General features: G+C 65.6%; 19 protein-coding genes and 1 pseudogene. 4 read left to right on the top strand and 16 right to left on the bottom strand.

Going from position 1 to position 22,912, the window contains the following annotated elements:
* Nucleotides 1-284 precede the first annotated feature (284 nt).
* Together Q1V43_RS09145 and Q1V43_RS09140 are read right to left on the bottom strand one after the other, a co-directional pair.
* The gene (locus Q1V43_RS09145; protein WP_300516814.1) at nt 285-4,055 is read right to left on the bottom strand and encodes an efflux RND transporter permease subunit; all 3,771 of its coding nucleotides are present in this window, start codon (nt 4,053-4,055) and stop codon (nt 285-287) included.
* Entirely contained in the window at nt 4,052-5,323 is a 1,272-nt protein-coding gene (locus Q1V43_RS09140; protein WP_300516811.1) for an efflux RND transporter periplasmic adaptor subunit, read from the bottom strand. Before Q1V43_RS09140 ends, Q1V43_RS09145 begins: the two co-directional genes overlap by 4 nt.
* 178 nt (nt 5,324-5,501) lie before the next feature.
* Between Q1V43_RS09140 and Q1V43_RS09135 the strand changes: the two genes are divergently transcribed.
* The 3 genes and pseudogenes from Q1V43_RS09135 to der all read left to right on the top strand — a co-directional run bounded on the left by Q1V43_RS09135 (nt 5,502) and on the right by der (nt 9,064).
* Nucleotides 5,502-6,140 (top strand): hypothetical protein, encoded by a 639-nt coding sequence (locus Q1V43_RS09135; protein ID WP_300516808.1) that lies wholly within the window; start codon nt 5,502-5,504, stop codon nt 6,138-6,140.
* 42 nt (nt 6,141-6,182) lie between these two features.
* A complete protein-coding gene (locus Q1V43_RS09130) occupies nt 6,183-7,547 on the top strand; it encodes a PQQ-like beta-propeller repeat protein (RefSeq protein ID WP_300516805.1) in 1,365 nt (454 codons plus the stop codon).
* 47 nt (nt 7,548-7,594) lie between these two features.
* Nucleotides 7,595-9,064 (top strand): annotated as a pseudogene (gene der, locus Q1V43_RS09125) (ribosome biogenesis GTPase Der).
* Nucleotides 9,065-9,171: 107 nt separating this feature from the next.
* Here der and Q1V43_RS09120 read toward each other — a convergent pair.
* The 4 genes from Q1V43_RS09120 to Q1V43_RS09105 form a co-directional block, all read right to left on the bottom strand.
* Nucleotides 9,172-10,311, bottom strand: a complete 1,140-nt coding sequence (locus tag Q1V43_RS09120; protein ID WP_300516802.1) for a peptidoglycan DD-metalloendopeptidase family protein — start codon at nt 10,309-10,311, stop codon at nt 9,172-9,174.
* Between the two features lie 71 nt (nt 10,312-10,382).
* Complete coding sequence (locus Q1V43_RS09115) at nt 10,383-11,045, bottom strand: protein-L-isoaspartate(D-aspartate) O-methyltransferase (protein ID WP_300516800.1); 663 nt, start codon at nt 11,043-11,045, stop codon at nt 10,383-10,385.
* On the bottom strand, nt 11,042-11,827 hold the full coding sequence (gene surE, locus Q1V43_RS09110) for a 5'/3'-nucleotidase SurE (protein WP_300516798.1): 786 nt from the start codon (nt 11,825-11,827) through the stop codon (nt 11,042-11,044). The genes Q1V43_RS09115 and surE overlap by 4 nt, the downstream gene beginning before the upstream one ends.
* 151 nt (nt 11,828-11,978) lie before the next feature.
* Entirely contained in the window at nt 11,979-12,635 is a 657-nt protein-coding gene (locus tag Q1V43_RS09105; protein ID WP_300516795.1) for an SDR family oxidoreductase, read from the bottom strand.
* A gap of 117 nt (nt 12,636-12,752) precedes the next feature.
* Here Q1V43_RS09105 and Q1V43_RS09100 point away from each other — a divergent pair, with 117 nt between their 5' ends.
* The gene (locus tag Q1V43_RS09100) at nt 12,753-13,784 is read left to right on the top strand and encodes a glycosyltransferase 61 family protein (RefSeq protein ID WP_300516792.1); all 1,032 of its coding nucleotides are present in this window, start codon (nt 12,753-12,755) and stop codon (nt 13,782-13,784) included.
* A gap of 11 nt (nt 13,785-13,795) precedes the next feature.
* Here the strand turns inward: Q1V43_RS09100 and Q1V43_RS09095 are convergent, their stop codons facing one another.
* The 10 genes from Q1V43_RS09095 to Q1V43_RS09050 all read right to left on the bottom strand — a co-directional run bounded on the left by Q1V43_RS09095 (nt 13,796) and on the right by Q1V43_RS09050 (nt 22,892).
* Nucleotides 13,796-14,056: a hypothetical protein gene (locus tag Q1V43_RS09095; protein ID WP_300516789.1), complete on the bottom strand. Its 261-nt coding sequence runs from the start codon at nt 14,054-14,056 to the stop codon at nt 13,796-13,798.
* A gap of 125 nt (nt 14,057-14,181) precedes the next feature.
* Nucleotides 14,182-15,633 (bottom strand): amidophosphoribosyltransferase, encoded by a 1,452-nt coding sequence (gene purF / locus Q1V43_RS09090; protein WP_300516823.1) that lies wholly within the window; start codon nt 15,631-15,633, stop codon nt 14,182-14,184.
* Between the two features lie 295 nt (nt 15,634-15,928).
* Entirely contained in the window at nt 15,929-16,483 is a 555-nt protein-coding gene (locus Q1V43_RS09085) for a CvpA family protein (protein WP_300516786.1), read from the bottom strand.
* Between the two features lie 37 nt (nt 16,484-16,520).
* Nucleotides 16,521-17,885 (bottom strand): DNA repair protein RadA, encoded by a 1,365-nt coding sequence (gene radA, locus Q1V43_RS09080; RefSeq protein WP_300516783.1) that lies wholly within the window; start codon nt 17,883-17,885, stop codon nt 16,521-16,523.
* 15 nt (nt 17,886-17,900) lie between these two features.
* A complete protein-coding gene (locus Q1V43_RS09075) occupies nt 17,901-18,338 on the bottom strand; it encodes a paraquat-inducible protein A (RefSeq protein ID WP_300516781.1) in 438 nt (145 codons plus the stop codon).
* 73 nt (nt 18,339-18,411) lie between these two features.
* A complete protein-coding gene (locus Q1V43_RS09070; RefSeq protein WP_300516779.1) occupies nt 18,412-19,158 on the bottom strand; it encodes an ABC transporter ATP-binding protein in 747 nt (248 codons plus the stop codon).
* On the bottom strand, nt 19,155-19,937 hold the full coding sequence (locus Q1V43_RS09065; protein ID WP_300516777.1) for an ABC transporter permease: 783 nt from the start codon (nt 19,935-19,937) through the stop codon (nt 19,155-19,157). Before Q1V43_RS09065 ends, Q1V43_RS09070 begins: the two co-directional genes overlap by 4 nt.
* Nucleotides 19,934-20,983 carry an alanine racemase gene (gene alr / locus Q1V43_RS09060; RefSeq protein WP_300516774.1) on the bottom strand — a complete coding sequence of 350 codons (1,050 nt, stop codon included), beginning with the start codon at nt 20,981-20,983 and terminating at the stop codon, nt 19,934-19,936. Before alr ends, Q1V43_RS09065 begins: the two co-directional genes overlap by 4 nt.
* Before the next feature lie 134 nt (nt 20,984-21,117).
* Complete coding sequence (locus tag Q1V43_RS09055) at nt 21,118-22,326, bottom strand: bifunctional alpha/beta hydrolase/OsmC family protein (protein WP_300516771.1); 1,209 nt, start codon at nt 22,324-22,326, stop codon at nt 21,118-21,120.
* Nucleotides 22,327-22,481: 155 nt separating this feature from the next.
* Entirely contained in the window at nt 22,482-22,892 is a 411-nt protein-coding gene (locus Q1V43_RS09050) for a cytochrome c (RefSeq protein ID WP_300516768.1), read from the bottom strand.
* Nucleotides 22,893-22,912 lie beyond the last annotated feature (20 nt).

Below are 22,912 nucleotides of genomic sequence, written 5' to 3'. Positions count from 1 at the left end.
TCCGTCATCGGAACCTCCTGTCATCAGATTGAGAAGGTCCCAATCGTCAGACAGGTGCGCCTATCCACCAAATCTACCGTTTCAGCCTGAGCTAATCACACGCCACAAGCGCCAATACCGCGAGAGCGGTTTCGTCCTCGTCCGCATAGCTGACATCCGTCGCAGACAGCTCCCGAAGATATCTTCGGGAGCTGCTTTTAGACATGGCGTCACGCCTACAATGCATTCGGCCCGACGCTGCCCCATTTATGGCAAAGGGCTGGCGTGTCTTGCGGCCCTTTCGTCTATTCTGCGGCGTCGGTCGTGTCCTTGCTGACGGACCGGTCCCCTGTCGGGCGGCTGTCGGTATTGTCCGGATTGGGCCCCTCGGGGGCGTCCCTTTCAGGTTCCGGCAGGGCGGGCGGTTCGGGATCGCGCTCGAGCAGCGGCATGCCGTCCTCGTCCCAGATCAGCTCGGGGTTCCTGACCTTGCGGGCCGCGCGGGTTCGGGCCAGTTCGGCGCGCAGGCGTTTGCCTTCCCTGGTCCAGCTGCCGGCACGCACCGCCAGCACGGTGCCATAGGCGCCGCGCACCATCCACACCCGCAGCGCCAGCATGGCGGGGGTAAAGACCAGGGTCAGGACAGTGGCGATGCCCAGGCCAAAGACCACCGCTGTGGCCAGCTGTTTCCACCACAGCGCGGTCGGGCTGTTGATCGAATAGCCACCGTTGAAGAAATCCAGGCTAAGGCCGAACATCATCGGGGCCAGACCCGCCATGGTGGTGATCGTGGTCAGCAGCACCGGACGGATGCGGGCCTCGGCGGTTCGGGTGATCGCCTCCAGCGAGGGCATGTAACGCGCATAATCCTGATAGGTGTCGATCAGCACGATATTGTTGTTCACGACGATGCCTGCCAGCGCCACGATCCCGGTGCCGGTCATGATGATCGAAAACGGCTGGCCCATGACCAGCATGCCGATCAGAACGCCTGCGGTAGACAGCACCACCGCAAGCAGCACCAATACCGAGTTGTAAAACGAGTTGAATTGCGCGAGCAGGATGATGAACATCAGAAACAGCGCCCCGACAAAGGCCTGACCCAGGAAGGCCATGCTTTCCGATTGTTCCTCGCGATCGCCGGTCCATTCGTAGTCCACTCCGACCGGGAGGACACCAGTTTGCAGCCATGCCTCAAGCGTGTCGATGCGCTCGTTGGCTGTCACCGGAACCTGGGTAAGGCGGCTGTCCTCGGCCATGCGGCGTTCGGCCTCTTCAGCCGATACGATCTCTTCTTCCCCGGTGTCGGAAACCAGCTTGACCAGCCCCTCTGTCACCCCCGCCTTCACGTCGTGGAAACGGGTCTGGCCGGTGCGGTCGATCTGGGCCAGCGACGGCACGGGTTTGCGGGTGACGAAGTTCGACAGCGGCACCAGCCCCTCGGCCGTGCGCAGTTTCAGCGTGTCGAGCGTCGACAGTACGCGGTCCTTTTCGGGCAGGCGCACGCGGATCTCGATTTCCTCGTCCGAGCTGTCCACCCGCATCGTGTCCAGCAGGAGCCCGGTGGTGACAAGCTGCACCATGCCGCCCACGGTCATGACGTCGGTGCCGTAGCGCCCGGCCATTTCGACGTCGACGTCGAGCTCCCAGTCGATGCCGGGCAGGGGCAGCGTGTTTTCGATACTGGTCAGGCCGGAGGTGCGGCGGAACTCGTCCTCGACCAGGCGGGTGGCCTCGCGCAGGGGGCCGAAGTCATCGGATTTCAGACGCAGGTGCACCGGTTTCGAAGAGGCCGGACCGCCCTCCAGCGCCAGCACCTCGTAACGCATGGCGGGGATTTCCGACAGGCGGCGTTTCAGTTCCTCGATCACATAGTCGCCGCCGTAGGCGGGATCGATCTGCGTGCGTTCGAAGGGGATCACGCCCAGCAATGGCGCGTCATAGGTCACACGCGGACGGTCGCGCCAGGGCACCAGTTCGATCTGCAACTGGCCGATCGTATCGCGCGGCGCGGTGGCCCCGCCGGTGTTCTGGTTCAGCCCGCCGTTGCCGGCGAAGGCAAAGACCGACCGGATCGCGGGCATGCCGTCGGCGACCTCTTCGGCCTGTTTCAGGATCGCGTCCTTTTCGGCCAGGCTCAGGTTGCCGCGCGCCAGAACGTAGATGATCGCCTGCTCGGGTTCGCTGTCGGTGAAGAACTCGACCCCTTTGTTGTTGGCGCCGTAATAGCCGAAGGTCGACACGACGAAGAACAGCACCGCGCCAATTGTTACAAGCGGCATCACCGGGTTGCCCGAGACGATGTAGATCACCCAGCCGAAGGGCGAACGGTGGTAGCCCGCACGGATGCGCCTGGGTTTGCGTTCGATCCTGGCCGCGTCCAGCGTCACGGTCAGGGCGATACAGCCAGCAAGGAACAGGAGCGCGCCGGGCAGAATGGCCAGGCTGCCCTCAAGCGGCACGCTGAACAGGTAGCCGGGGTTCAGCATCTGAAGCGCCGAGACATAGACAAGGGAGCCCGCCGGCAGCACCAGCGCCGCACGCAACAGCCAGGGCAGGGGGCGCAGGCTTTCCGCGAGGACGTGGAAAAGGCGGCTGATACGGCCCGAGACCCCCCCCATCACCGGCAGGTAGATCAGCGCCACCAGAAGCGACGAGGACAGCACGAAGATCAGCGTTCTGGGCAGCCAGCCCATGAATTCGCCCGGAATGCCCGGCCAGAACAGCATCGGCAGGAAAGCGCAGAGCGTCGTGGCGGTCGAGCTGACGATCGGCCAGAACATGCGCTTGGCTGCCATGGTGAAGGCGTGCATCGGGCCGACGCCTTCCTTCATCTTCTTGTCAGCGTATTCCACCACCACGATGGCGCCGTCGACCAGCATGCCCACGGCCAGGATCAGGCCGAACATGACGATGTTCGAAACGGTCACGCCAAGCGCCCCGAACAGGGCGAAGGTCAGCAGGAAGGAGGTCGGGATCGCGAAACCCACCAGCAGGGCTGAACGCACGCCAAGGCTTGCCAGCACCACGATCATCACCAGCGCGATGGCGGTGATGACCGAGCCCTCAAGCTGTTTGACCATGCTGTCGACGATGTAGCTCTGGTCGTTCGAGGTGCCGACACGCACCGCCTGCCGCAACTCTGCAGGCCATTCCTCGCGGGCGTCGGCCACGGTCTCGCGCACCAGGGCGGCGGTGTCGATCAGGTTGAACCCCTTGCGCTTGACCACCTGCAGGGCAACGGTGTTCTCGCCATTGAAACGGGCGGTGCCGGTGCGGTCCTCGAAGGTCAGGCGAATGCGCGCGAGATCGCCAAGGGTCACGACGCTGTCGCCGTTCACTTTCACGGGCAGGTTGTATATGTCGGTCACATCGTCGAAAGAGGCCGGGATCTTTACCGCATTTGCCCCCTGCTCGGTGCGCACCTCTCCAGCCGCGATCAACTGGTTGTTGTTCTGCACCACCGAGATCAACTCGCCCGCAGTGACGTTATAGGCTTCGAGTTTCAGGGGGTCGATCACCACCTCGAGCATCTCGTCGCGGTGCCCGGCCAGCTCCGCCTTCAGCACCGCGTCGATGCTTTCCAGCCGGTCCTGCAGGTCATTGGCCAGCCGTACCAGCGTGCGTTCGGGCACCGGGCCGGTGAGGTTGACGATGACAATCGGGAATTCCGAGAAATTGATCTCGGTCACAGTGTAACCGTCGGCCCCGGTGGGGAAATTCGCCTCGGCCGTGTTCATCGCGTCGCGCACGTCGGCGATCACGGCGGACTTGTCCCAGCCAAAGTCGAATTCCAGCAGCACGCCGGCGTAGTTTTCCGCCGCCGTACCGGTCATGCCGTCCAGCCCGTCCAGATCGGCGAGCTCGGTCTCCATCGTGCGCACCAGCAGGCGCTCGCTGTCCTGGGCCGAGATGCCGGGGAACTGCACGCTGACGAACAGGGCGGGGATATCGATATCCGGCTCGCCTTCTTTCGGCAGGCCGACATAGGCCACGATCCCGGCCGTTACGGACAGGATGATGAAGGCGACGACCATGCGGGCACGGTCGCCGGCCCAATCGACGATCCCTCTCATGCGTCGGGCTCCTGCCATGTCACCGACAGCGGCACGCCCGCGGATACGAAATCCTGTCCGCGCACGATAATGCCGACCTCGTCGGGCAAGCCGCCGACCCAGACGCCGTCCACCGTATCGCGCAGGAGCTCGACCGTGGCAAAGGCGGTGATGTCGCCGCCGTCTTTGGACTTTTCGACGATGCGCACGCCCAGGGCGCCCTCGTCATTCAGTGTCAGGGCCGATTGCGGAATCAGGTGAGCCACGCGGCCCTCGGCGGCGATTACGATCTCGGCGGTCTGGCCGTCGCGCAGGGCAAGCTCCGGGTTGGGTACTTCGACTTCAACCCGGAAGGTGCGGGTCAGCGGATCGGCCGAGCGCGACAGGAAGGTGACGCGGCCGACGACCTCCTGCCCATTGGCAAGGCGCGCGCCGGCCAGGACGCCCGGTTCGACCTTGTCCACGTCCAGCTCCGAGACGAAGCCCACCAGCTTCAGCGGGTCGAGCTGCACGATGGTGGCGCAAAGCGCGCCGGGCTGCATCAGGCTGCCCAATTCGGCGGTGTCGCTTTCCAGATGGCCCGCGAAGGGGGCGGTGACCTCCAGCCGCCCGATCTCGCGTGTGGCGGCGGCCACGGCGGCTTGCGCGGACTGGATCGCGGCCGCGCTGCTGGCCTCGCCGCTTTCGGCGGCCACCAGACCGGCGCGGGCGGCTTCGACGGCGGCCTTGGCACTGGCGACACGGGTTTCCGACGCAAAGCCGCCTGCCGACAGCTTGTCGGCGGCATTGAGGTTGATCAGCGCTTCATCAAGCCGCGCCTGCGCTTCAATGACCCGGGCGGCGTTCTGCGGCGCGGAGGCTTCGGCCTCTGCCAGGCGGGCGCGGGCTTCGGCCAACGATGCCTCGCGGGTGCCCGGGTCCAGACGGCACATGATCTGACCTGCCTCGACATAAGCCCCCTTGCGCAGCGGTTCGGAGATAACCAGGCCCGAGGTTTCGGCCATCAGTTCGACCTGACGCGCGGCCTCGGTGCGGCCGCGCAGCAGGACAGCGCTGTCGATCTCGCGCGCGGTGGATCGCAGGGCAATGACGGAGACGCCCGTGGCAGGGTTGGATGTTGACGCTACGTCAGCCGTTCCGGAGGTCTCTTCGGGCTCGGTTTCAGGGTCTCCGGCCGCGACCTGCGCCGTATCGCCGCCAGCGAAATCCAGGAGTTTGTCACGCTGGAATACCAGTAAAAACAAGGCAGTAACCACGGCCAGCGCGGTCAAAATGGGGACAATGCGCATGGTTCCTCCCGGGCGCAACTTGGAAACAAGTGTTTTGCACTCCGAAATAGGGCCTTGTGAAGCCCAGCACAAGTCGGGCGTCCGAATGTGCCGACAGGGGATGACAGCATTGCACCGGGCCTTGGCACCCCCGTTCAATCGGGGTAGAGAAGGGCAAACCATTTGGGAGTAACTCCGCGTGAGCAATCCGGAAAGTTTCATCAACGAAGTGACCGAAGAGGTCCGCCGCGACAAACTCTATGCCCTGATGCGCCGCTATGGCTGGATCGGAGTCGTGGCCGTGGTCGCGATTGTCGGGGGCGCTGCCTTCAATGAGTGGCGCAAGATCACGACCCGGACAGCGGCCGAGGCCCTGGGCGACGCCGTCCTTTCGGCTATTTCGGTCGAGGCCGCCGCAGCGCGCGCCGAAGCGATTGCCGGTGTCGCGGCCGAAGGGGACGCGGCGGCCGTTCTGAAGCTGTTGTCTGCGGCCGAGGCCGAAGGCGAGGCAGGCCGGCCCGTGTTGGAATCGGTGGCTGCGGATGCCAGCCTGTCGCGCATCTATCGCGACCTGGCCACTCTGAAACTGGTGCTGATGCCCGGGGCAGGGGATGCCGATGCGCGTATCGCCGTTCTGGAGCCGCTGGTCACGGCCGGCGCGCCCTATCGCCTTCTGGCCGAAGAACAGCTGGCGCTGGCCTATCTGGACAAGGGTGAAACGCAGGAAGCTCTGGACAGGTTGCAACAGATTTGGCTGGATGAGCAGGGTACTACCGCGCTGCGCCGTCGTGCCGGTGAGTTGATTGTAGCCCTCGGGGGCACGCCGGACGGAGCCTGACGGTCCGGCGGCGAAGAAAGAATTATAAGGGGGGCACGGGCCGTGAAGCTGAACGGAACAGTTGCGACGATCATTCTGCTGGGACTGCTGGTGGCCGGCTGCGGCGAAAGGGAAGAGATCCTGCAAGGCAAGCGCGAGGACCTGCGCAGCCCGAACCCCGGGGCGGTGGCCGAGGCAGCCGCCGAAGCGCCCGCAACCGAAGAGGATGGCGCCGGAGCGGACGAACCGGTCAATCAGGCCTTGCCGATCGAGCTGCCGACCCCGGTCAACCTCGCCAGTTGGACCCACATGGGCGGCAACGCCCGACATGCAGCCGGCCACCCGGTCCTGTCGGCCTCTCCGCGGGTGGTCTGGAGCGCCAATATCGGCGCCGGCAACAGCCGTCGAAACCGCATGACCTCCGAACCTGTGGTGCAGGACGGGCGCGTCTATACCCTGGACAGCCGCTCGACCGTGGCTGCGACTTCCGCCGAAACCGGCGCAATCCTCTGGCAGGCCACCCTGGCGCCATCGATCGAAGGGCGTGACGATGCCTCGGGGGGCGGATTGGCCATCGGCTCGGGCATCCTGGCCGTGACCACCGGGTTTGGCGAACTCAGCGCGCTGAACCCCGAGACCGGCGCCGTGCTGTGGCAACAGAAGCTGGAAGCCCCGGTGAGCGGCGCCCCGGCGGTCGCCGATGGCATGGTCTATGTCGGTGGGCGCGACAGCCGTGCCTGGGCGGTGGATGCGACCAATGGCCGGGTGAAATGGCAACTGTCGAATACCCCGGAACTCACCGGTTTTCTGGGCGCGGGCAGCCCGGTCCTGAGCGACCGTCTGGCGTTGTTCCCCTTTGCCTCGGGCGAGGTCATGGCCGCATTGCGCCAGTCCGGCGTGCGGGTCTGGACAAGCCTGGTCAGCGGCGAACGCCCCGGGCGCGCCTATACCGGCGTGCGCGATTTCTCGGGCAGTCCCGTGATCGTGGATAACGTGGTCTACGCGGGCACCTCCGCGGGTCGGCTGAGCGCGATGACGAGCGGAGGCGAGCGGATCTGGACCGCGCGCGAAGGTGCCGCCGATGCGGTCAGTGTGGCCGGTGACTCGGTTTTCGTCGTGTCGGATCAGGCGGAGCTTCTGCGGTTGGACGCAGAGACCGGCGAACGGATCTGGGGTGTGCCGCTGCCCTATTACACCAAGGAACGCATACGCCGTCGAAAGGCGATCTTTGCCAATTACGGCCCGGTTCTGGCCGGGGGGCGGCTCTGGGTCGGCTCGTCGGATGGCACCCTGCGCGGCTTCGATCCGGTTGATGGCAGCGAGGTGGCCCGTGTGGCGATCCCCGGCGGTGCGGCGTCGCGCCTTGCGGTGGTGAACGGCACGGCATACCTGCTTTCCGGCAAGGGGCAACTTCTGGCTTTGCGTTGACCTCAAACCCGTGTATGCGGGGCGCTTGATGTGACCCGGAGCCTGTCATGAGCTTTACTCTCGCCATCGTGGGGCGCCCGAATGTGGGCAAATCCACCCTGTTCAACCGCCTCGTGGGCAAACGCCTGGCCCTGGTCGACGACCAGCCGGGGGTGACGCGCGACCTGCGCGAAGGCGAGGCGAAGCTGGGCGACCTGCGTTTTACCGTGATCGATACGGCCGGGCTGGAGGAGGCGACGGACTAAAGCCTGCAGGGACGCATGCGCCGGCTGACCGAACGCGCGGTGGACATGGCTGATGCCTGCCTGTTCATGATGGACGCGCGGGCCGGCCTGTTGCCGGCCGACGAGGTCTTCGCCGACATCCTGCGCCGCAAGAATGCCCATGTGATCCTGGCTGCCAACAAATCCGAGGGCAAGGCGGGCGATGCTGGCTATTACGATGCCTATTCGCTGGGCCTGGGGGAACCGATCCGCCTGTCCGCCGAACATGGCGAGGGCCTGGGCGAGCTGATGACAGCCCTGGAACCCATCGCCGAGGAATTCGAAGCCCGCGCGGCCGAAACCGCACCCGAGACCGATGTTGATATTGTCGAGGGCGAGGATGGCGAGCTTGAAGAAGCCCGCGTGCCCACCGCCGAAAAGCCGCTCCAGGTGGCCGTGATCGGCCGTCCGAACGCCGGTAAGTCGACCCTGATCAACAAGCTGATCGGCGAAGACCGGCTGCTGACCGGGCCCGAGGCCGGGATCACCCGCGATTCGATCTCTCTGCGATTCGACTGGGGCGATGTGCCAACCCGGATCTTCGACACGGCGGGCATGCGCAAGAAGGCCAAGGTGCAGGAAAAGGTCGAGAAGCTTTCGGTTGCCGACGGTCTGCGCGCGGTCAAGTTTGCCGAGGTCGTGGTGGTGTTGCTGGACGCGGCCATTCCCTTTGAACAGCAGGACCTGCGTATCGCGGACCTGGCTGAACGCGAAGGGCGGGCCGTGGTGATCGCGGTGAACAAATGGGATGTCGAGCCTGAGAAACAGGCCAAGCTGGCGGGGCTGAAGGAGGCGTTCAACCGGCTTCTGCCACAGCTGCGCGGCGCGCCTCTGGTAACGATCTCGGCCAAGACGGGCAAGGGCATGGACCGGCTGCAGGCCGCTGTCATGCGGGCGCATGAGACCTGGAACCGCCGCGTCAGCACGGCACGCCTGAACCGCTGGCTGACCGAGATGCTGCAACAGCATCCGCCCCCCGCACCGGGCGGCCGCCGGATCAAGCTGCGTTATATGACCCAGGTCAAGACGCGCCCGCCCGCATTTGTCGTCATGTGTTCGCACCCGGACAAACTGCCTGACAGCTATTCGCGTTACCTGATCAACGGGCTGCGCGAGGATTTCGACATGCCCGGCACGCCCATTCGCCTGACCATGCGCGGTCAGGGCGACAAGAACCCCTACAAGAACCGCAAGAAATCCACGCCAAGCCGCCTGCGCAAGCACCTCGGCAAGGGCCGTGCGGACGAGAAGTGATGCTTATGAAAGGAGGCGGCCCCATTCGGATCCGCCTCTTTTCATCTTTCCAAAAATATCCTGGGGTTTGGGGGTGAAACCCCCAATCGCACCCCCCAAACGCTCCGTCAGTTCAGATAGGGCAACGGGTCGACCGACGTCGTGCCTTCGCGCACCTGGAAATGCAGGAAGGCGGGCGACCCCGCGCGCACTTCGGCCAGCTTGTCGCCGCGCTTGACCCGGTCTCCCTTTTCGACCGCGATACCGTCGATATTGGCATAGACCGTCAGCACGTTGTTCGGATGGCGCACGACCAGGATCGGCACCTGATCCGTGTCGCGGGTGATCGCGGCCACGGTGCCATTGGCGGCCGCGCGCACGGAGCTGCCAGCGCTGGCGGCGATGTCTATCCCGTCCGTGCGACCCTTTTCGAACGGGCGGGTGATGCGCCCGTCCACCGGCATGGCCATCCGCGCGGCAGAGGCGCTGGTCCGGCTCTCGCCCAGCTCCGGGCTGTCCGGCGCGGAGGTGTCGGCGGCGGCGGCCGGGCTTTCATCCGGCAGCGGCGCCGCGGCCGAGGGAGGCGTCGGTGTCGGGCTGCCTTCGCCGGGCTCGGTCACACGGGCCTCGCGCCTGGGGGCCTCGGAGACCGGCGGGATCAGCAGGTACTGGCCTTCGCGCACGGTCAGCGCCGCATCCAGGCCGTTCCAGTCTGCCAGGGCGCGGACCGAAACACCGTTGAGCCTGGCAATGGAATAGGCGGTCTCGCCACGGGCAACCTGATGACGTAACGGCTCCTCGCCGGTCGGACCGTCGTTGCGCCGCGCCGTGCCGTCGGTGCCGGCACGGTCGATTGCGTCGCCCGCCAGGGTGGTGATGTCGATCTCGTCCGCCGGGCGAATGACGCCGCTTGACGGTTCGGCCACGCGGCGGGGCAAGGCGACCAGCTCGCCATCGCGCAGCGGGGCATCGCCAGGCAGCCCGTTGAACCGGGCCAGTTCCGCGGCGGGCAGGCCGATGCGGCTGGCCAGGGTCGATACCGTGTCGCCACGGCGCGCCACCGCGACCTGGTAATTCGGGTATGAGATAATCCCGCGCCCATCGGGTTCGGGCCGCGGCGGGGTGGCGGCCCGCGCCGCGCTTGACGTGTCGAACCCGCCGCCAAACCGGCGCAGGTCCATGTCGAAATTCGTTTCGCAGGCGGTCAGCAGTATCAGGCTGCCGCCCATCAGAACGGTTTTCAGGGAAGGTTTCGGCAGGGTTGCCATTGCTCGGTCCTCATGATCTCGCCCCTTGTTATGGTGTTTTGCGGGGCTCTCGTACTTCGTAATATTGCCGGTTACTCCTGCCCCAACCCTTCCAGAAGGGGCACGAACCGCACCGGCAGCAGTTCTTCGTAGTCGTATCCCGTGTCGCGGCGCGTGACCTTGATGAGGCTCTGCACCGCGTCCGACTGACCCACCGGCACCACCATGATACCGCCAATGGCCAACTGGGCCAAGAGGGGGCCGGGCGGGTCTTCGGCCGCCGCAGTGACCATGATCTTGTCGAAAGGCGCCTGTTCCGGCAACCCGCGCGTGCCGTCCGAGGTCATCGCGGTGATATTGTGCAGGTCCAGGGCCTCGAAATGTTCGCGTGCCTCATGCACCAGGCGGCGGTGACGGTCCACCGTGTAGACCCGGCGCGCAAGTTTCGCGAGGATCGCGGCCTGGTAGCCCGAGCCGGTGCCGACCTCCAGCACCTTGTCGCGCGGCTGAATTTTCAGTGCCTGGGTCATGATCCCCACGACCGAGGGCTGGCTGATCGTCTGCCCGCAGGCGATCGGCAGCGGCATGTCCTCGTAGGCGCGTTCGGCGAAGAGACCCCTGATGAAGGGCGCGCGGTCGACCTCTTCCATTGCGCTCAGGACACGCGGGTCTGTGACCCCGTGCGAGCGCAGCGCAAAGAGAAACTGCATCTTGCGTTCCGCATCTGCCCCCGGATCACCATCGCGCGTGGTCATTCGAACAGATCCCCCAGCCTGGAGACAACGTCATGAGCGGTCAGATCCGCGCGCATCGGCGTGACCGAGGCGTAGCCGTCGAGGTTCGCGGTGGCATCCGTGTCCGGCGTGCAGGTGCCATGCTGCGGGCCGCCCTTGATCCAGAGGAACTTGCGCCCCGAGGGCGAGCTGTGCGGATCGACCGAAAAGAAGGTGCCCTCGCGCCGCCCCTGGGCCACCAGGCGCGTGCCCATGACCCTTGCGGCGGGAAGCGGCGGGAAATTCACGTTGTAAAACAGCCGGTAATCGGCGCCGTGGTCCCAGGGGGCCCGGTCCAGCAACCGGCGCACGATTGCCGCTCCATGCGTGGCGGCGGCCTCGAACGAGTTGTCCAGGGACAGGTTTTCGGGCCCGTAGTACTGCGAAAGCGCAACCGCCGGTACGTCCTGCAGCGCGGCCTCCATCGCGGCGCCGATCGTCCCGGAATAAAGCGTGTTTTCCGCCGCGTTATTGCCCCGGTTCACGCCCGAGATTACCAGGTCCGGGCGTTCCGGCATGACGTCATAGAGCGCGGCCAGAACACAGTCCGCCGGGCTGCCCTCGGCGGCGAAACGGCGCTCGCCCAGTTGGGCGACCATGAACGGATGGGTATAGCTGATACAGTGTGCGACGCCGGATTGCTCGAAGGCCGGGGCGACGGTCCAGATCTCACCGTCGGGGCCGGCGATCTCCTCGGCGATGGTCTGGGCGACCTTCAGCCCCGGGGCGTTGATGCCGTCGTCATTGGTGATGAGAATGCGCATGGGCCGACCCCGTTCTGTCTCTCTGCTCGTCTACCTCAATAGGCGAGCAGGGGGCGGGCGGCAAGCGTTGCGACAAGGGGGCAATGTGACCATTGGCCTCTGGGGATCGGGCGCCTTGGCGACCTGTGTGCGGCAGGGGCGTTTGCCGGCCTCAGATGAGCCCGGCTTCCTTCAGAATGCGCGCGGCCTCGGCGTCCGCGCTGGCCAGCTGGCCGCGGTCTTCGCCCGGGAAGAATCGGGTGCGCATGACGGTGGCCAGCGGCCTGGGCTCGGCCACGATGACACGCGGGCCGATCCTGGCGTTCTCGGCGGCCCAGCTCTTGACCATTGCGACCTGCGCAGCCTTGGTCGCGCCGTAGCCCGCAAAGAACTTCTCTCCGGCCTGGTCATCGGCAAAGAACAACGCTGTGGAGCCGTCGTCCATCAGCGCGTTGACCATCAGGATCAGGTTTCGGGTGGCCTCGACATTGGTGTTCCAGGCCTGGTTCCAGCCCTTGTCGTCCAGGTCCGTCGTCGGCATCAGCGCGGGGCCGTAGATCGCCGTGTGGGCCCAGATCGATACGCCGCCCCAGCGGTCGTGCACCGAGCGGCACAGATGCGCCATCGCCCCCTTGTCGGTCACGTCCATCGGGGCCAGGGTGGCTTGTCCGCCCGCCGCCTGGATCCGGTCGTCCAGCTCTTCAAGCGCGCCGGTGGTGCGGCCCACGGCGATGATGTGATGGGTCGGGGCCAGGGCCAGCGCAAGGGCGGCGCCCAGGCCGCGCGAGGCCCCGGTGATGAGGGCGGGTTTGCGGGTGTCGTCGGTCATGAGGCGGGTTTGGGGCAGAAGCGCCGGGGCGTCAAGCGCGAAGGTGCCGCGCCACGGCCGGGCGCGACTTGACCGTGCCCGCCGGGGGTGGTCCTGTGGCCCGCGAAAGGAGGTCCGATGCCCGGCCAAAAGATTGATGAACGCGCCTGCATGACCCGCCGCCCGCAGCTTGTCGCCGAACTGGCTTCGGGGCAAATGCCCACCGAGGACAGTTTTGCGCTGATCGAGCCGCGCCGCGAAACCCCGCAGGGGCCTGTGGGGCAGGTTCTTCTGTTCGCGGCACGCAACGTGACCTGGCATGCCCGCTCGGGGCGGCTGGACCTGCCTGACGGGAGCCTGGCGGCCAGCCTGTCGGGGCAGGGTGGCCGGCGCGACCGCCCCGGGCCGCGTCTGCGGCTGAAACGGGCGAGCCTTTGGCTTACGCCCGGAGCGCGGGCCAATTACGGCCATTTCCTGTTTGACGGGATGACCGGGCTGAATGTCCTTGAGGCGACTGGTATAGCGGAGCATTTTCAACCGTTTACCCCGCGTCTTTCACGCTGGCAGCGCGACCTTCTGACCCTAGGGGGGCTGCGGGCGGGGCCGGGTTTTCGGTCGGCGACGGTTGAGGTCGAGGAACTGGTCTGGCTGTCCTCCATGAACCACTACCTGCACCGCAATGACGGCCTGCTGCGTGACGTAGTGGCCCGGCTGCCGCGCGCCGAGGCACCCGGCGAGGAGGTTCTGTATCTCTCGCGGCGCGGCTTTACCGGTCGGATCATGACCAACGAACCGGCGCTGGAGCGGGCGCTGCAAGCGCGGGGAGTGCGCATCCTGCATCCGCAGCGCCTGTCGGTGGCCGAACAGGTGTCCGCGATGGCCCGGGCGCGCATGGTAATTGGACCGGCGGGTGCCGCGCTTGCCAACCTCGTGTTCCTGGCCCCCGGGGCCCGGGTGGTCGAACTGCGCCCGGAACCGGTGAACGGTCCGTGGATCGAGATCGCCTGTGCCAACCTGGGCCTGCGCCACCACCTGATCGACGCCCCCGAGACGCAGGATATGCGACTGTCCGGCCATCTGGCCCAATTGCCGCGCAGGCTGACCGGCCGCTACAACGTTGCCTATGAGGTGAATATCGTCGCGGTGTTGGACCGGCTTGGGTCCGGCTGAAGCGGAAAGGCTCAGCCCTCCGGCAGTTTCATCTCCTGCACCTGGCTGCCCTTGGCCAGCAACAGCCGCCCGACCTCGATCGCCTGGATCCTGCCGCCCTCCAGCCGATCCCCGACAGTCAGGCTTCGTACCCGCCCGCCGGCCATGCGCACCAGGGCACGCATCTGCCCCCGTGACCCCGCCGTGCCGATCAGGATCGCACGTGCATGGGGCAATGCGGATTTCTGCGTGGCTTCGTCCTGGACGATCTGTGGAGTTTCATTCGTGCTCATCCAAGGCTCCAATCCCGGTGCTGCAACGGTGCATCTGGGGATCGGGTGGGCGAAAGAAAAGCCGGGCGCGAGGGCCCGGCTGTCTTTGAGCGGATTTTCGCCGCATCGCAGCGTCAGATGGGTCTTTATTCCGCCGCCGCCATCTTGAAGCCCTTGTCCAGCATGTCGGACGGGGCCACCGGGTATTCACCCGAGAAACAGGCGTCGCAATATTGCGGGCATTTGGCGTCGCGGCCCTGGGCCTCGCCCACGGCGCGGTAGAGCCCGTCGAGCGAGATGAACTTGAGACTGTCGACCGCGAGGTGATCGCGCATCTCGTCCTCGGTCATGGTGGCGGCCAGCAGTTTCTCGCGCTGGGGCGTATCGACGCCGTAGAAACAGGGCCAGGCGGTGGGCGGGGAGGCGATGCGGAAATGCACCTCCCTGGCGCCCGCGTCCAGGATCATGTCCTTGATTTTGCGGCTGGTCGTGCCACGCACCACCGAGTCATCCACCAGAATCACCCGCTTGCCCTTGATCAGCGCGCGGTTCACGTTCAGCTTCAGGCGCACGCCCATGTTGCGAATATGCTCGGTCGGCTCGATGAAGGTACGGCCCATGTATTGGTTGCGGATGATGCCCATGGCGTAGGGAATGCCGCTTTCCTGGGAAAAACCGATGGCCGCCGGGGTGCCGCTGTCGGGTACCGGGCAGACCAGGTCGGCATCGACCGGGTTTTCACGAGCCAGTTCCACGCCGATCTGGCGGCGGGTTTCATAGACGCTGCGCCCGCCGATGATCGAGTCGGGGCGCGAGAAATAGACATGTTCGAAGATGCAGAAGCGTGACGGGGTGGGGCGGAACGGGTGGTGGCTTTCGACCCCCTTGTCGGTGATCACGACCATTTCACCCGGTTCGATCTCGCGCACGTATTTCGCGCCGATGATGTCCAGCCCGCAGGTTTCGGACGACAGCACCCAGCCTTCGCCGAGCTGGCCCAGCACCAGCGGGCGTACGCCCAGCGGGTCGCGCACACCGATCAGCTTGGTTCGGGTCATGGCGACGACAGAAAAAGCCCCTTCGACCCGGCGCAAGGCGTCTTCCATGCGTTCGGGGATATTGCGTTGCAGCGAGCGCGCCATCAGGTGGATGATGCATTCGCTGTCCGAGGAGGATTGGAAAATCGAGCCGCGCTCGATCAGCTCCTTGCGCAGGGCTTCGGCGTTGGTGATGTTGCCGTTGTGGGCAATCGCCGCGCCGCCCATCGAGAACTCGCCGAAGAAGGGTTGTACATCGCGGATGGCGGCGCCCTTGGACCCGGCGGTGGAATAGCGCACGTGGCCGATGGCCAGAGGCCCCGGCAGGGTCTTCATCAGGCTTTCAGAGGTGAAATTGTCGCGCACGTAGCCGAATCGGCGGGCGTGGTTGAACCCGGCCTCGGGATCATGGGCGACGATCCCGCCGGCCTCCTGGCCGCGGTGTTGCAACGCGTGCAACCCGAGGGCCACGAAGTTTGCGGCATCGGCCAGGCCGATAACGCCGAAAACGCCGCACTCCTCTTTCAGTTTGTCATCATCGAAAGGGTGCGCGGGGGGCATGGCAGGCAGCATGGGCAGCGGCTCCGAATCCGTGGTCGTGGATGCCCCCCTCTTAGAGGGTCGCGGCCCGGCTGTCACCAATCATCGGCGTGAATGTGAAGGCTTTGTGACACGACAGGCGGACGCCAGCGCAGGAAGTCGCGACCACGCGCCTGTCCCCGGGGCAGACTGGCTGCCCCGGCTCCGTGCAGGGTTCAGGACGGGCGTTCGCACACCTTGGCCCGATGGGTGCCCGGGCCGCGCTGTCAATTGCGTCCCGGAACGCCCTGAAGCGGTTCGGGGCAAGGGGGGATGCTCAGTATTCGCAGGTGGCAACCAGGGTGTTGAAGCGCTCGACGATCCAGCCCGGAGCATCGGCGGGGATCTGGTCGTTGATCCTGTCCTGCATCCGCGAAAAGACTTCGGCAGAGCGGCTGTTGTCGACCACGTCGATCGTGTCGGCAATCACCACGCGATCATAGATCACCAGGGCAATCGCCACCAGAAGCACACCGCGCAGCACCCCGAAGACAAAGCCCAATCCCTGGTCGAGCCCGCCAAGCGCCGAACGCTGGATGACCGAGGAAAACAGCGGGGTGAACAGCGAAACCACGACCAGCGACAGGGCGAAAACGCCCGCAAAGGCCACCAGCAGGGTCAATTCGCAACTGTCGGCGAAGAATTCGTTGACCACCGGGATTTCCCTGACCAGAGGCGCTGCGGCCGGGGCAAAGATGTAGGCCAGCACGGCCGCGGCGATCCAGCCGGCGATCGACATGCCCTCGCGCACGAACCCGCGCGAATAGGCCAGGACGGCCGAGATCAGGATGACACCGGCTACGACGCCGTCGATAATCGTGAACGCTTCCATGTATCTTTCCCTCGGGCCTCTCCCGTTGCGGACCGGGTCAACCAGCCCCGAAAATCTCGCCTACGAAACCAGCTAAATCCGGCATTTTTTGGACCGTCAGGCCCGGTTTGTCCCCGATCTTGCTGCGCGCGGGCGCCATGGCAGAGGAGAAACCAAGTTTTTGCGCCTCTTTCAAGCGGTTTTCCGTCTGGCCAACCGGACGTAGCGCGCCGGACAGGCTTATTTCCCCGAAAACAACCGTGTCCTTGGGCAGGGCCGCGTCCTCGCGCGCCGACAGAAGGGCGGCGGCGACGGCCAGGTCCGCGGCAGGTTCCGAGATCTTCAGCCCCCCGGCCACGTTCAGGTAAACGTCGAGCCCGGTAAAGGGGATGCCGCAGCGCGCTTCCAGCACAGCCAGGATCATCGCCAGGCGTCCGCTGTCCCAGCCCAGCACCGACCGGCGTGGCTGGCTGTGGGGCGAGGGGGCGACCAGTGCCTGCAGTTCGACCAGCACGGGGCGCGTCCCCTCGATGCCCGCAAAGACCACCGACCCGGGGGCTGGTTCCTCGCGGTCTGAAAGGAACAGGGCCGAGGGGTTGGCGACTTCGGACAGACCCCGGCCGGTCATTTCGAACACGCCGATCTCGTCAGCCGGGCCGAAACGGTTCTTGACCGCGCGCAGGATGCGGAACTGATGGCCGCGCTCGCCTTCGAAATAGAGCACCGTGTCCACCATGTGTTCGACCACGCGGGGACCGGCGATCTGGCCGTCCTTTGTGACATGGCCCACCATGATCACCGCAATGCCCTTGCGCTTGGCGAAGGTGGTCAGTTCATGGGCGGCGGAGCGCACCTGGCTCACGCTACCGGGGGCCGAGTCCACATTGTCCGCCCACATGGTCTGGATCGAATCGATGATCACCAGGTCGGGGTTCTCGGCCTCCAACGTGGTCAGGATGTCGCGCAGGTTGGTCTCGCAGGCCAGTTGCACCGGTGCCTGTTGCAGGCCCAGTCGCTGCGCGCGCATGCGCACCTGAGCGGTGGCTTCCTCGCCGGAGATGTAGAACGTTTTCAACCCCTTGTGGGCAAATTGCGCGGCGGCTTGCAGCAGAAGCGTCGATTTGCCGATGCCCGGATCGCCGCCCACCAGGACGGCGGAAGACGGCACCAGCCCGCCACCCAGAACCCGGTCCAGCTCATCCACGCCCGCCATGGTGCGGGGCGGCGGGGTTTCTTCGGTGGCCAGGTCCGTCAGCGCCAATCTCGATCCGCGCTTGTTGCCCAGGGATTTCGACGAGGGACCGGCGGATAGAGGCGCCTCCTCGATGATGGAATTCCATTCGCCACAGGCGTCGCAGCGCCCGGACCACTTGGAATGGGAGGCGCCACAGGCGCTGCAGGTGAAGGAATTGCTTTTTGCCATGAGGGCGTTTGTGCCCTACGTGCGCCTTGCGGTCAAATGGCTCAGTACCAGCGAGACAAGAATGCAGCCGGTAAAGACATAAAGCCCCCAGGCGGTCTCGATCCGGGCCATGCCCACGCCCTTTGCGATGACGATATAAAGCGCGATCAGAAAGACATCCGCCATCGCCAGCTTTCCCAGCCAGTTCAGCACCGGCAGCACCTTGCGGCGCATCAGCCCGAACTGGATCAAGGCCACGCCCAGCACTTTCAGGATCGGTGCGAAAATGGCGAAGAATGTAACCAGCAGCGCCAGCAGAACATCCGTGTCCCACAGCGCCTGCAGGCCCGAGATCACACTGATTTCCTCAAGGCCGAACAGCGGCAGGTTGATGCCCGCCCGCATGAGCGGCGCGGCCCAGGAGATGGGGAAGGCGATCAGCAGGGCGAGGTTGAGGTAGCGGATCAGGGACATGGGATTTCCATAGCAGAAGCGTCACGGGTTGTCTGGGGCGGGCCTTGGCCCACTGCAAACGGAAGCTGCGTGCCTACCGCACCGCTTCAATCGGTCCTTCCGCCCTTCCGTGGATGAACTGGTCCACGTAAGGGTCTGGGCTTGCGTCCATTTCCGCCACTGGACCTGTCCACTGAATGATCCCGTCATGTAACATCGCCACCTTGTCGGCAATCGCGCGCACGCTGGACATGTCGTGGGTAATGGTCATCGCTGTGGCACCCATTTCAACCACGATCTCGCGGATGAGTTCGTTGATCACGCCCGCCATGATCGGGTCGAGGCCCGTGGTGGGCTCGTCGAAGAAGATGATCTCGGGTTCGGCGGCGATGGCGCGGGCCAGGCCCACGCGTTTCTGCATGCCGCCCGACAACTCGGCCGGATAAAGGTCCGCCACGTCCGGTTTCAGGCCGACACGGCGCAGTTTTTCGATCGCGATCTCGCGGGCCTCAAGCTTCGGACGCGCAAGCGAGCCGCGCAGCAGGCGGAAGGCGACGTTCTGCCAGACCGGCAGGCTGTCAAACAGCGCCGCGCCCTGAAACAGCATGCCGAAACGCGCGAGAAAGGCGTCACGCTCGGCGCGGGCCACGTCCTGGCCGTCCAGAAGGATCGTGCCTGCATCCGGTGTCATCAGCCCCAGGATGCATTTCAGAAGCACGGATTTGCCCGTGCCCGAGCCACCGATCACCACCATGCTCTCGCCCTTGGGGATGGTCAGGTTCACCCCGTGCAGGACCGTCTTGGGGCCAAAGTGCTTATGGACGTCGTTGAGCTCGATCATGAGGTGAAGAACAGGTTGGTGAGCAGGAAGTTGGCGGCGAGGATCAGAACGGCGGCGGCAGCGACCGAGGTCTTGGTGGCCCGGCCCACCCCCTGCGCGCCGCGGCCCGACTGCATGCCGTGGTAGCAGCCCATCACCGTGGCAATACCGCCGAAGGCTGCGCCCTTCACGAGGGACGAGACGACGTCGGCCATTTCAAGAAAGTCCCAGGTGTTCTTGATATAGGTGCCCGGGGCAAAGCCCAGCTGCCCTGTTCCGACGAGGAAACCGCCCCAGATGCCGATGACATCGCCGACGCCGACCAGAACGGGCACGGTGATCAGGCCCGCCAGCACACGCGGCGCGGTCAGGTATTTCATCGGGTGGGTCGAGAGGGTGACGAGGGCGTCGATCTGCTCGGTCACTTTCATCGTGGCGATCTCGGCGGCGATGGAGGAGGTCACGCGGGCGGCGACCATCAGGCCGACCAGCACCGGGCCCAGCTCGCGCACCATGCCGATGGCGACGATCTGGGGCACCACGGCCTCGGCCGAGAAACGCTGACCACCGGCGTAGATCTGAAGCGCCAGGGCACCGCCGGTAAAGATCGCGGTCAGCCCCACCACCGGCAGCGAGAACCAGCCGATATTCATCAGCGCGTTCAGAAATTCGCGCGGGTAGAAGGGCGGGCGCAGGATGTGGCTGAGCGCGTCGAGCGCGAACAGCGTCACCCGCCCGACCGAGGCGAGCGCGGCCAGAACCCAGCGACCAAGCGCCGCAAGAGGGGCGGTCAGGATCATTGGCGGCCCCGTGCATAGCGGCGGGTGTAACGGGCGCCAAGCTGGGTCAGTATCTCGTAGCCGATGGTGCCGGCCACATCCGCCAGGTCATCCACGCTCTGGTGCGGGCCGAGGATGCTGAGCGCCTTGGGCGTTTCGGTCAGGTGGGTGACGTCCACGCCGATCAGGTCCATAGAAACGCGCCCGACGATCGGGCAGGGCTCGTCGCCGTGAAACAGCACCGCCTGGTTCGAGATATGGCGCTGCAGCCCATCTGCGTAACCGCCCGAGACGGTCGCGATGCGGGTTGGGCGCTCGGCCTCCCAGGTGTTGGAATATCCCACGGTTTCACCCGGGGCGAGGTCGCGGATCTGCACCACGGGCAGGTCGAGGAAGGCGACCATCTCGGCCTCCTCGAAAGGTTGCCCGCCGTAAAGACCAATGCCAGGGCGGGTCAGGTCGAAATGATAGTCAGGGCCCAGCAGGATGCCCCCCGTGGCGGCCAGCGAGCGGGGTACGTCAATCCCGTCGGTCATCTCGTGAAAGGCGGCGAGTTGCCGGGCGTTCATGCCCTGGTCGGGCTCATCCGCGCAGGCGAGGTGGCTCATCACCAGGGTCGGACCCTGCGCCAGCGCTATGGGGGCAATGGCGGCCCATTCGCCGGGTTCCATGCCCAGACGGTTCATCCCGGTGTCGAGCTGGATGCCGAACGGGTGGCCCGGCAGGGCCTCCAAATGGCGGGTAAGCTGGTCCATCGAATTCAGCATGGGCACAAGGTTCAGGTCATGGATCATGTCCGTGTCGCCGGACATGTGACCGGAAAAGACGCTGATTTCCGGCCCCGGTCCAAGCGCTTCGCGCAGGGCGGAGCCTTCCTCGGCGGCGGCCACGAAAAAGCGCCGTGCACCGGCGGCAGCAAGGGCCCGGCCGACCTTGGCCACGCCCAGCCCGTAGGCATCGGCTTTCACCACGGCGGCGGTCTGGACCGTCTCGCCACTCATACCGTCCAGCGCGCGCCAGTTGGCGGCGATGGCATCGAGGTCAATCGTCAAACGTCCTGTGCTCATGCAGGGGTTTTTGACAGGGCTGTGGCCAAGGTCAAGGGGCGAGCCGTTTTCTTCGAAGAGTGAGGCGCAAAAAAGCCGCCCTGCTCGGGGATCGACCCCAGTACACGCCGTATTTTGCGAAAACTCCGATGCGCTCACAGCATGGTCGTCTCGATCCGGCTGGAGGCCTCCAGTGTCTTGTGCACCGGGCATTTGTCGGCGATTTCCAACAGTTTCGCCCGTTGATCGGCATCCAGCGGGCCGGTTATCTCGATTTCGCGCCGGAAGGTGTCGATCTTTTCGGACGTGCCGGTCGAGGCGTCCTGGGCGTGGACCTTGTCATGGGTCACGTCCACGCGGATGCCTGTCACAGGCCAACCCTTGCGCCGCGCATACATGCGCATCGTCATCGACGTGCAGGCGCCAAGGCCCGAAGCCAGGAAGCCATAGGGGGACATGCCCCGGTTGGTGCCGCCATAGGCCAGCGGTTCATCGGCCAGCGCGTGATGTGACGGGCCCGAGGTCACGTCCTGCAGAAAGCCGTCCGGGTCCGCCTCGACCACGCGCACAACGCCTTCGGGTGCGCCAACCGGCGGCGCCGGAGGCGTGAGTGTCAGGTAGCGCTGCGCCCAGGCCGCGATCACGTCGGCGGCGTATTCCGCATCCGCGCCGCGCGACAGCAGGTGATCGGCATCGTCCAGGGTGACGAAGCTTTTGGGATGTTTGGCGGCGATGAAGATCTGCTGTGCGTTTTCGATCCCGACCACCTTGTCGCGCGGCGCGTGCAGCACCAGAAGGGCCGCGCCAAGGGAGCGGATGGCCGATTGCAGGCTGGCCTCGGCGATGTCGTCCAGGAATCCCCTGCCGATGCGCACCGGACGTCCGCCCAGGTTGACCTCGGCCACACCGTCGCGGGCGATCCTGTCGACCGTGTCCTTGAAGTTGTGCACCACGTGGTCGGGCGCTGCCGGGGCACCGATTGTGACCACCGCCCCGGCCCCGATCTCGGGCGCGGCCTTCAGCACGGCGGCCCCGCCCAGGCTGTGGCCAATCAGCAGGCTCGGCTTCATGCCGCGGGCGGTCAGGGCCAGGGCGGCGCGGGTCAGGTCGGTGACGTTCGAGGTGAACGAGGTGTTCTCGAACTCGCCGCCCGAATGGCCCAGACCGGTGAAATCGAAACGCAGGACCGCGATCCCGGCGGCGGTCAGCCGGGCCGCGATGCGGCGGGCGGCGAGGATGTCCTTGCCGCAGGTGAAACAGTGGGCAAACAGCGCGGTCGCCAGGTGCGGGCCGTCCGGCAAATCCAGCCGCGCCGCCAGTTCGGCGCCGTCATGGCCGGGGAAGGTGAATTTCTCGGTCCTCATGGAGGCCTCCATATCCGTGTTGGCCTCCAGTTAGGGATGCGGGGGTTTCACACACAAGGCCACGTGCCCGTGTTTCACGCAAGGGTGAAGGCAAGGTGAACAGGTGCGTGACAAGGTCCGGGCCCGCAAGGGGGCGGGCCCGGCCTAAGTGGCGCCTATTGCTGGATGCTCTCCAGGTAATAAACCAGGGACAGAATCCGACCGCGTACCTTCCAGACGCTGCTCAGGTCGCCCTCCATGGTGTCCGGCAGATCAGCGGTGAACCGATCACCCCACACAGGCATCTCGGAGCCATGCGCCATGACGCCTGAACGCCCGTCAACCATGTGAACCACTTCCAGGAACGGGAATTTCCCGTCATTGCGTTGGGCTATGGTGGTCAGGTCCGGGATTGCGACCGACATGAACTCGGCCACTTGCCCCCCTCCCATGGCATCCGTGCCATGGCAACTGGCACAATAGGTCATGAACTCGCGTTTCCCGGGTTCATCCGCCGAAGCGCTGCTGCTGGCAAAAGCCACCAGCGCCGCCGCAACACCCATCGTTCGCAGAATGGTCGTCAACATGACATTTCCTCCCATACGTT

This window comes from Aliiroseovarius sp. (assembly GCF_030148435.1).
Lineage (GTDB): Bacteria > Pseudomonadota > Alphaproteobacteria > Rhodobacterales > Rhodobacteraceae > JASBTN01.
Note: the sequence above shows the minus strand (reverse complement) of the source record. Positions and strands in the feature narration are given on the sequence as shown.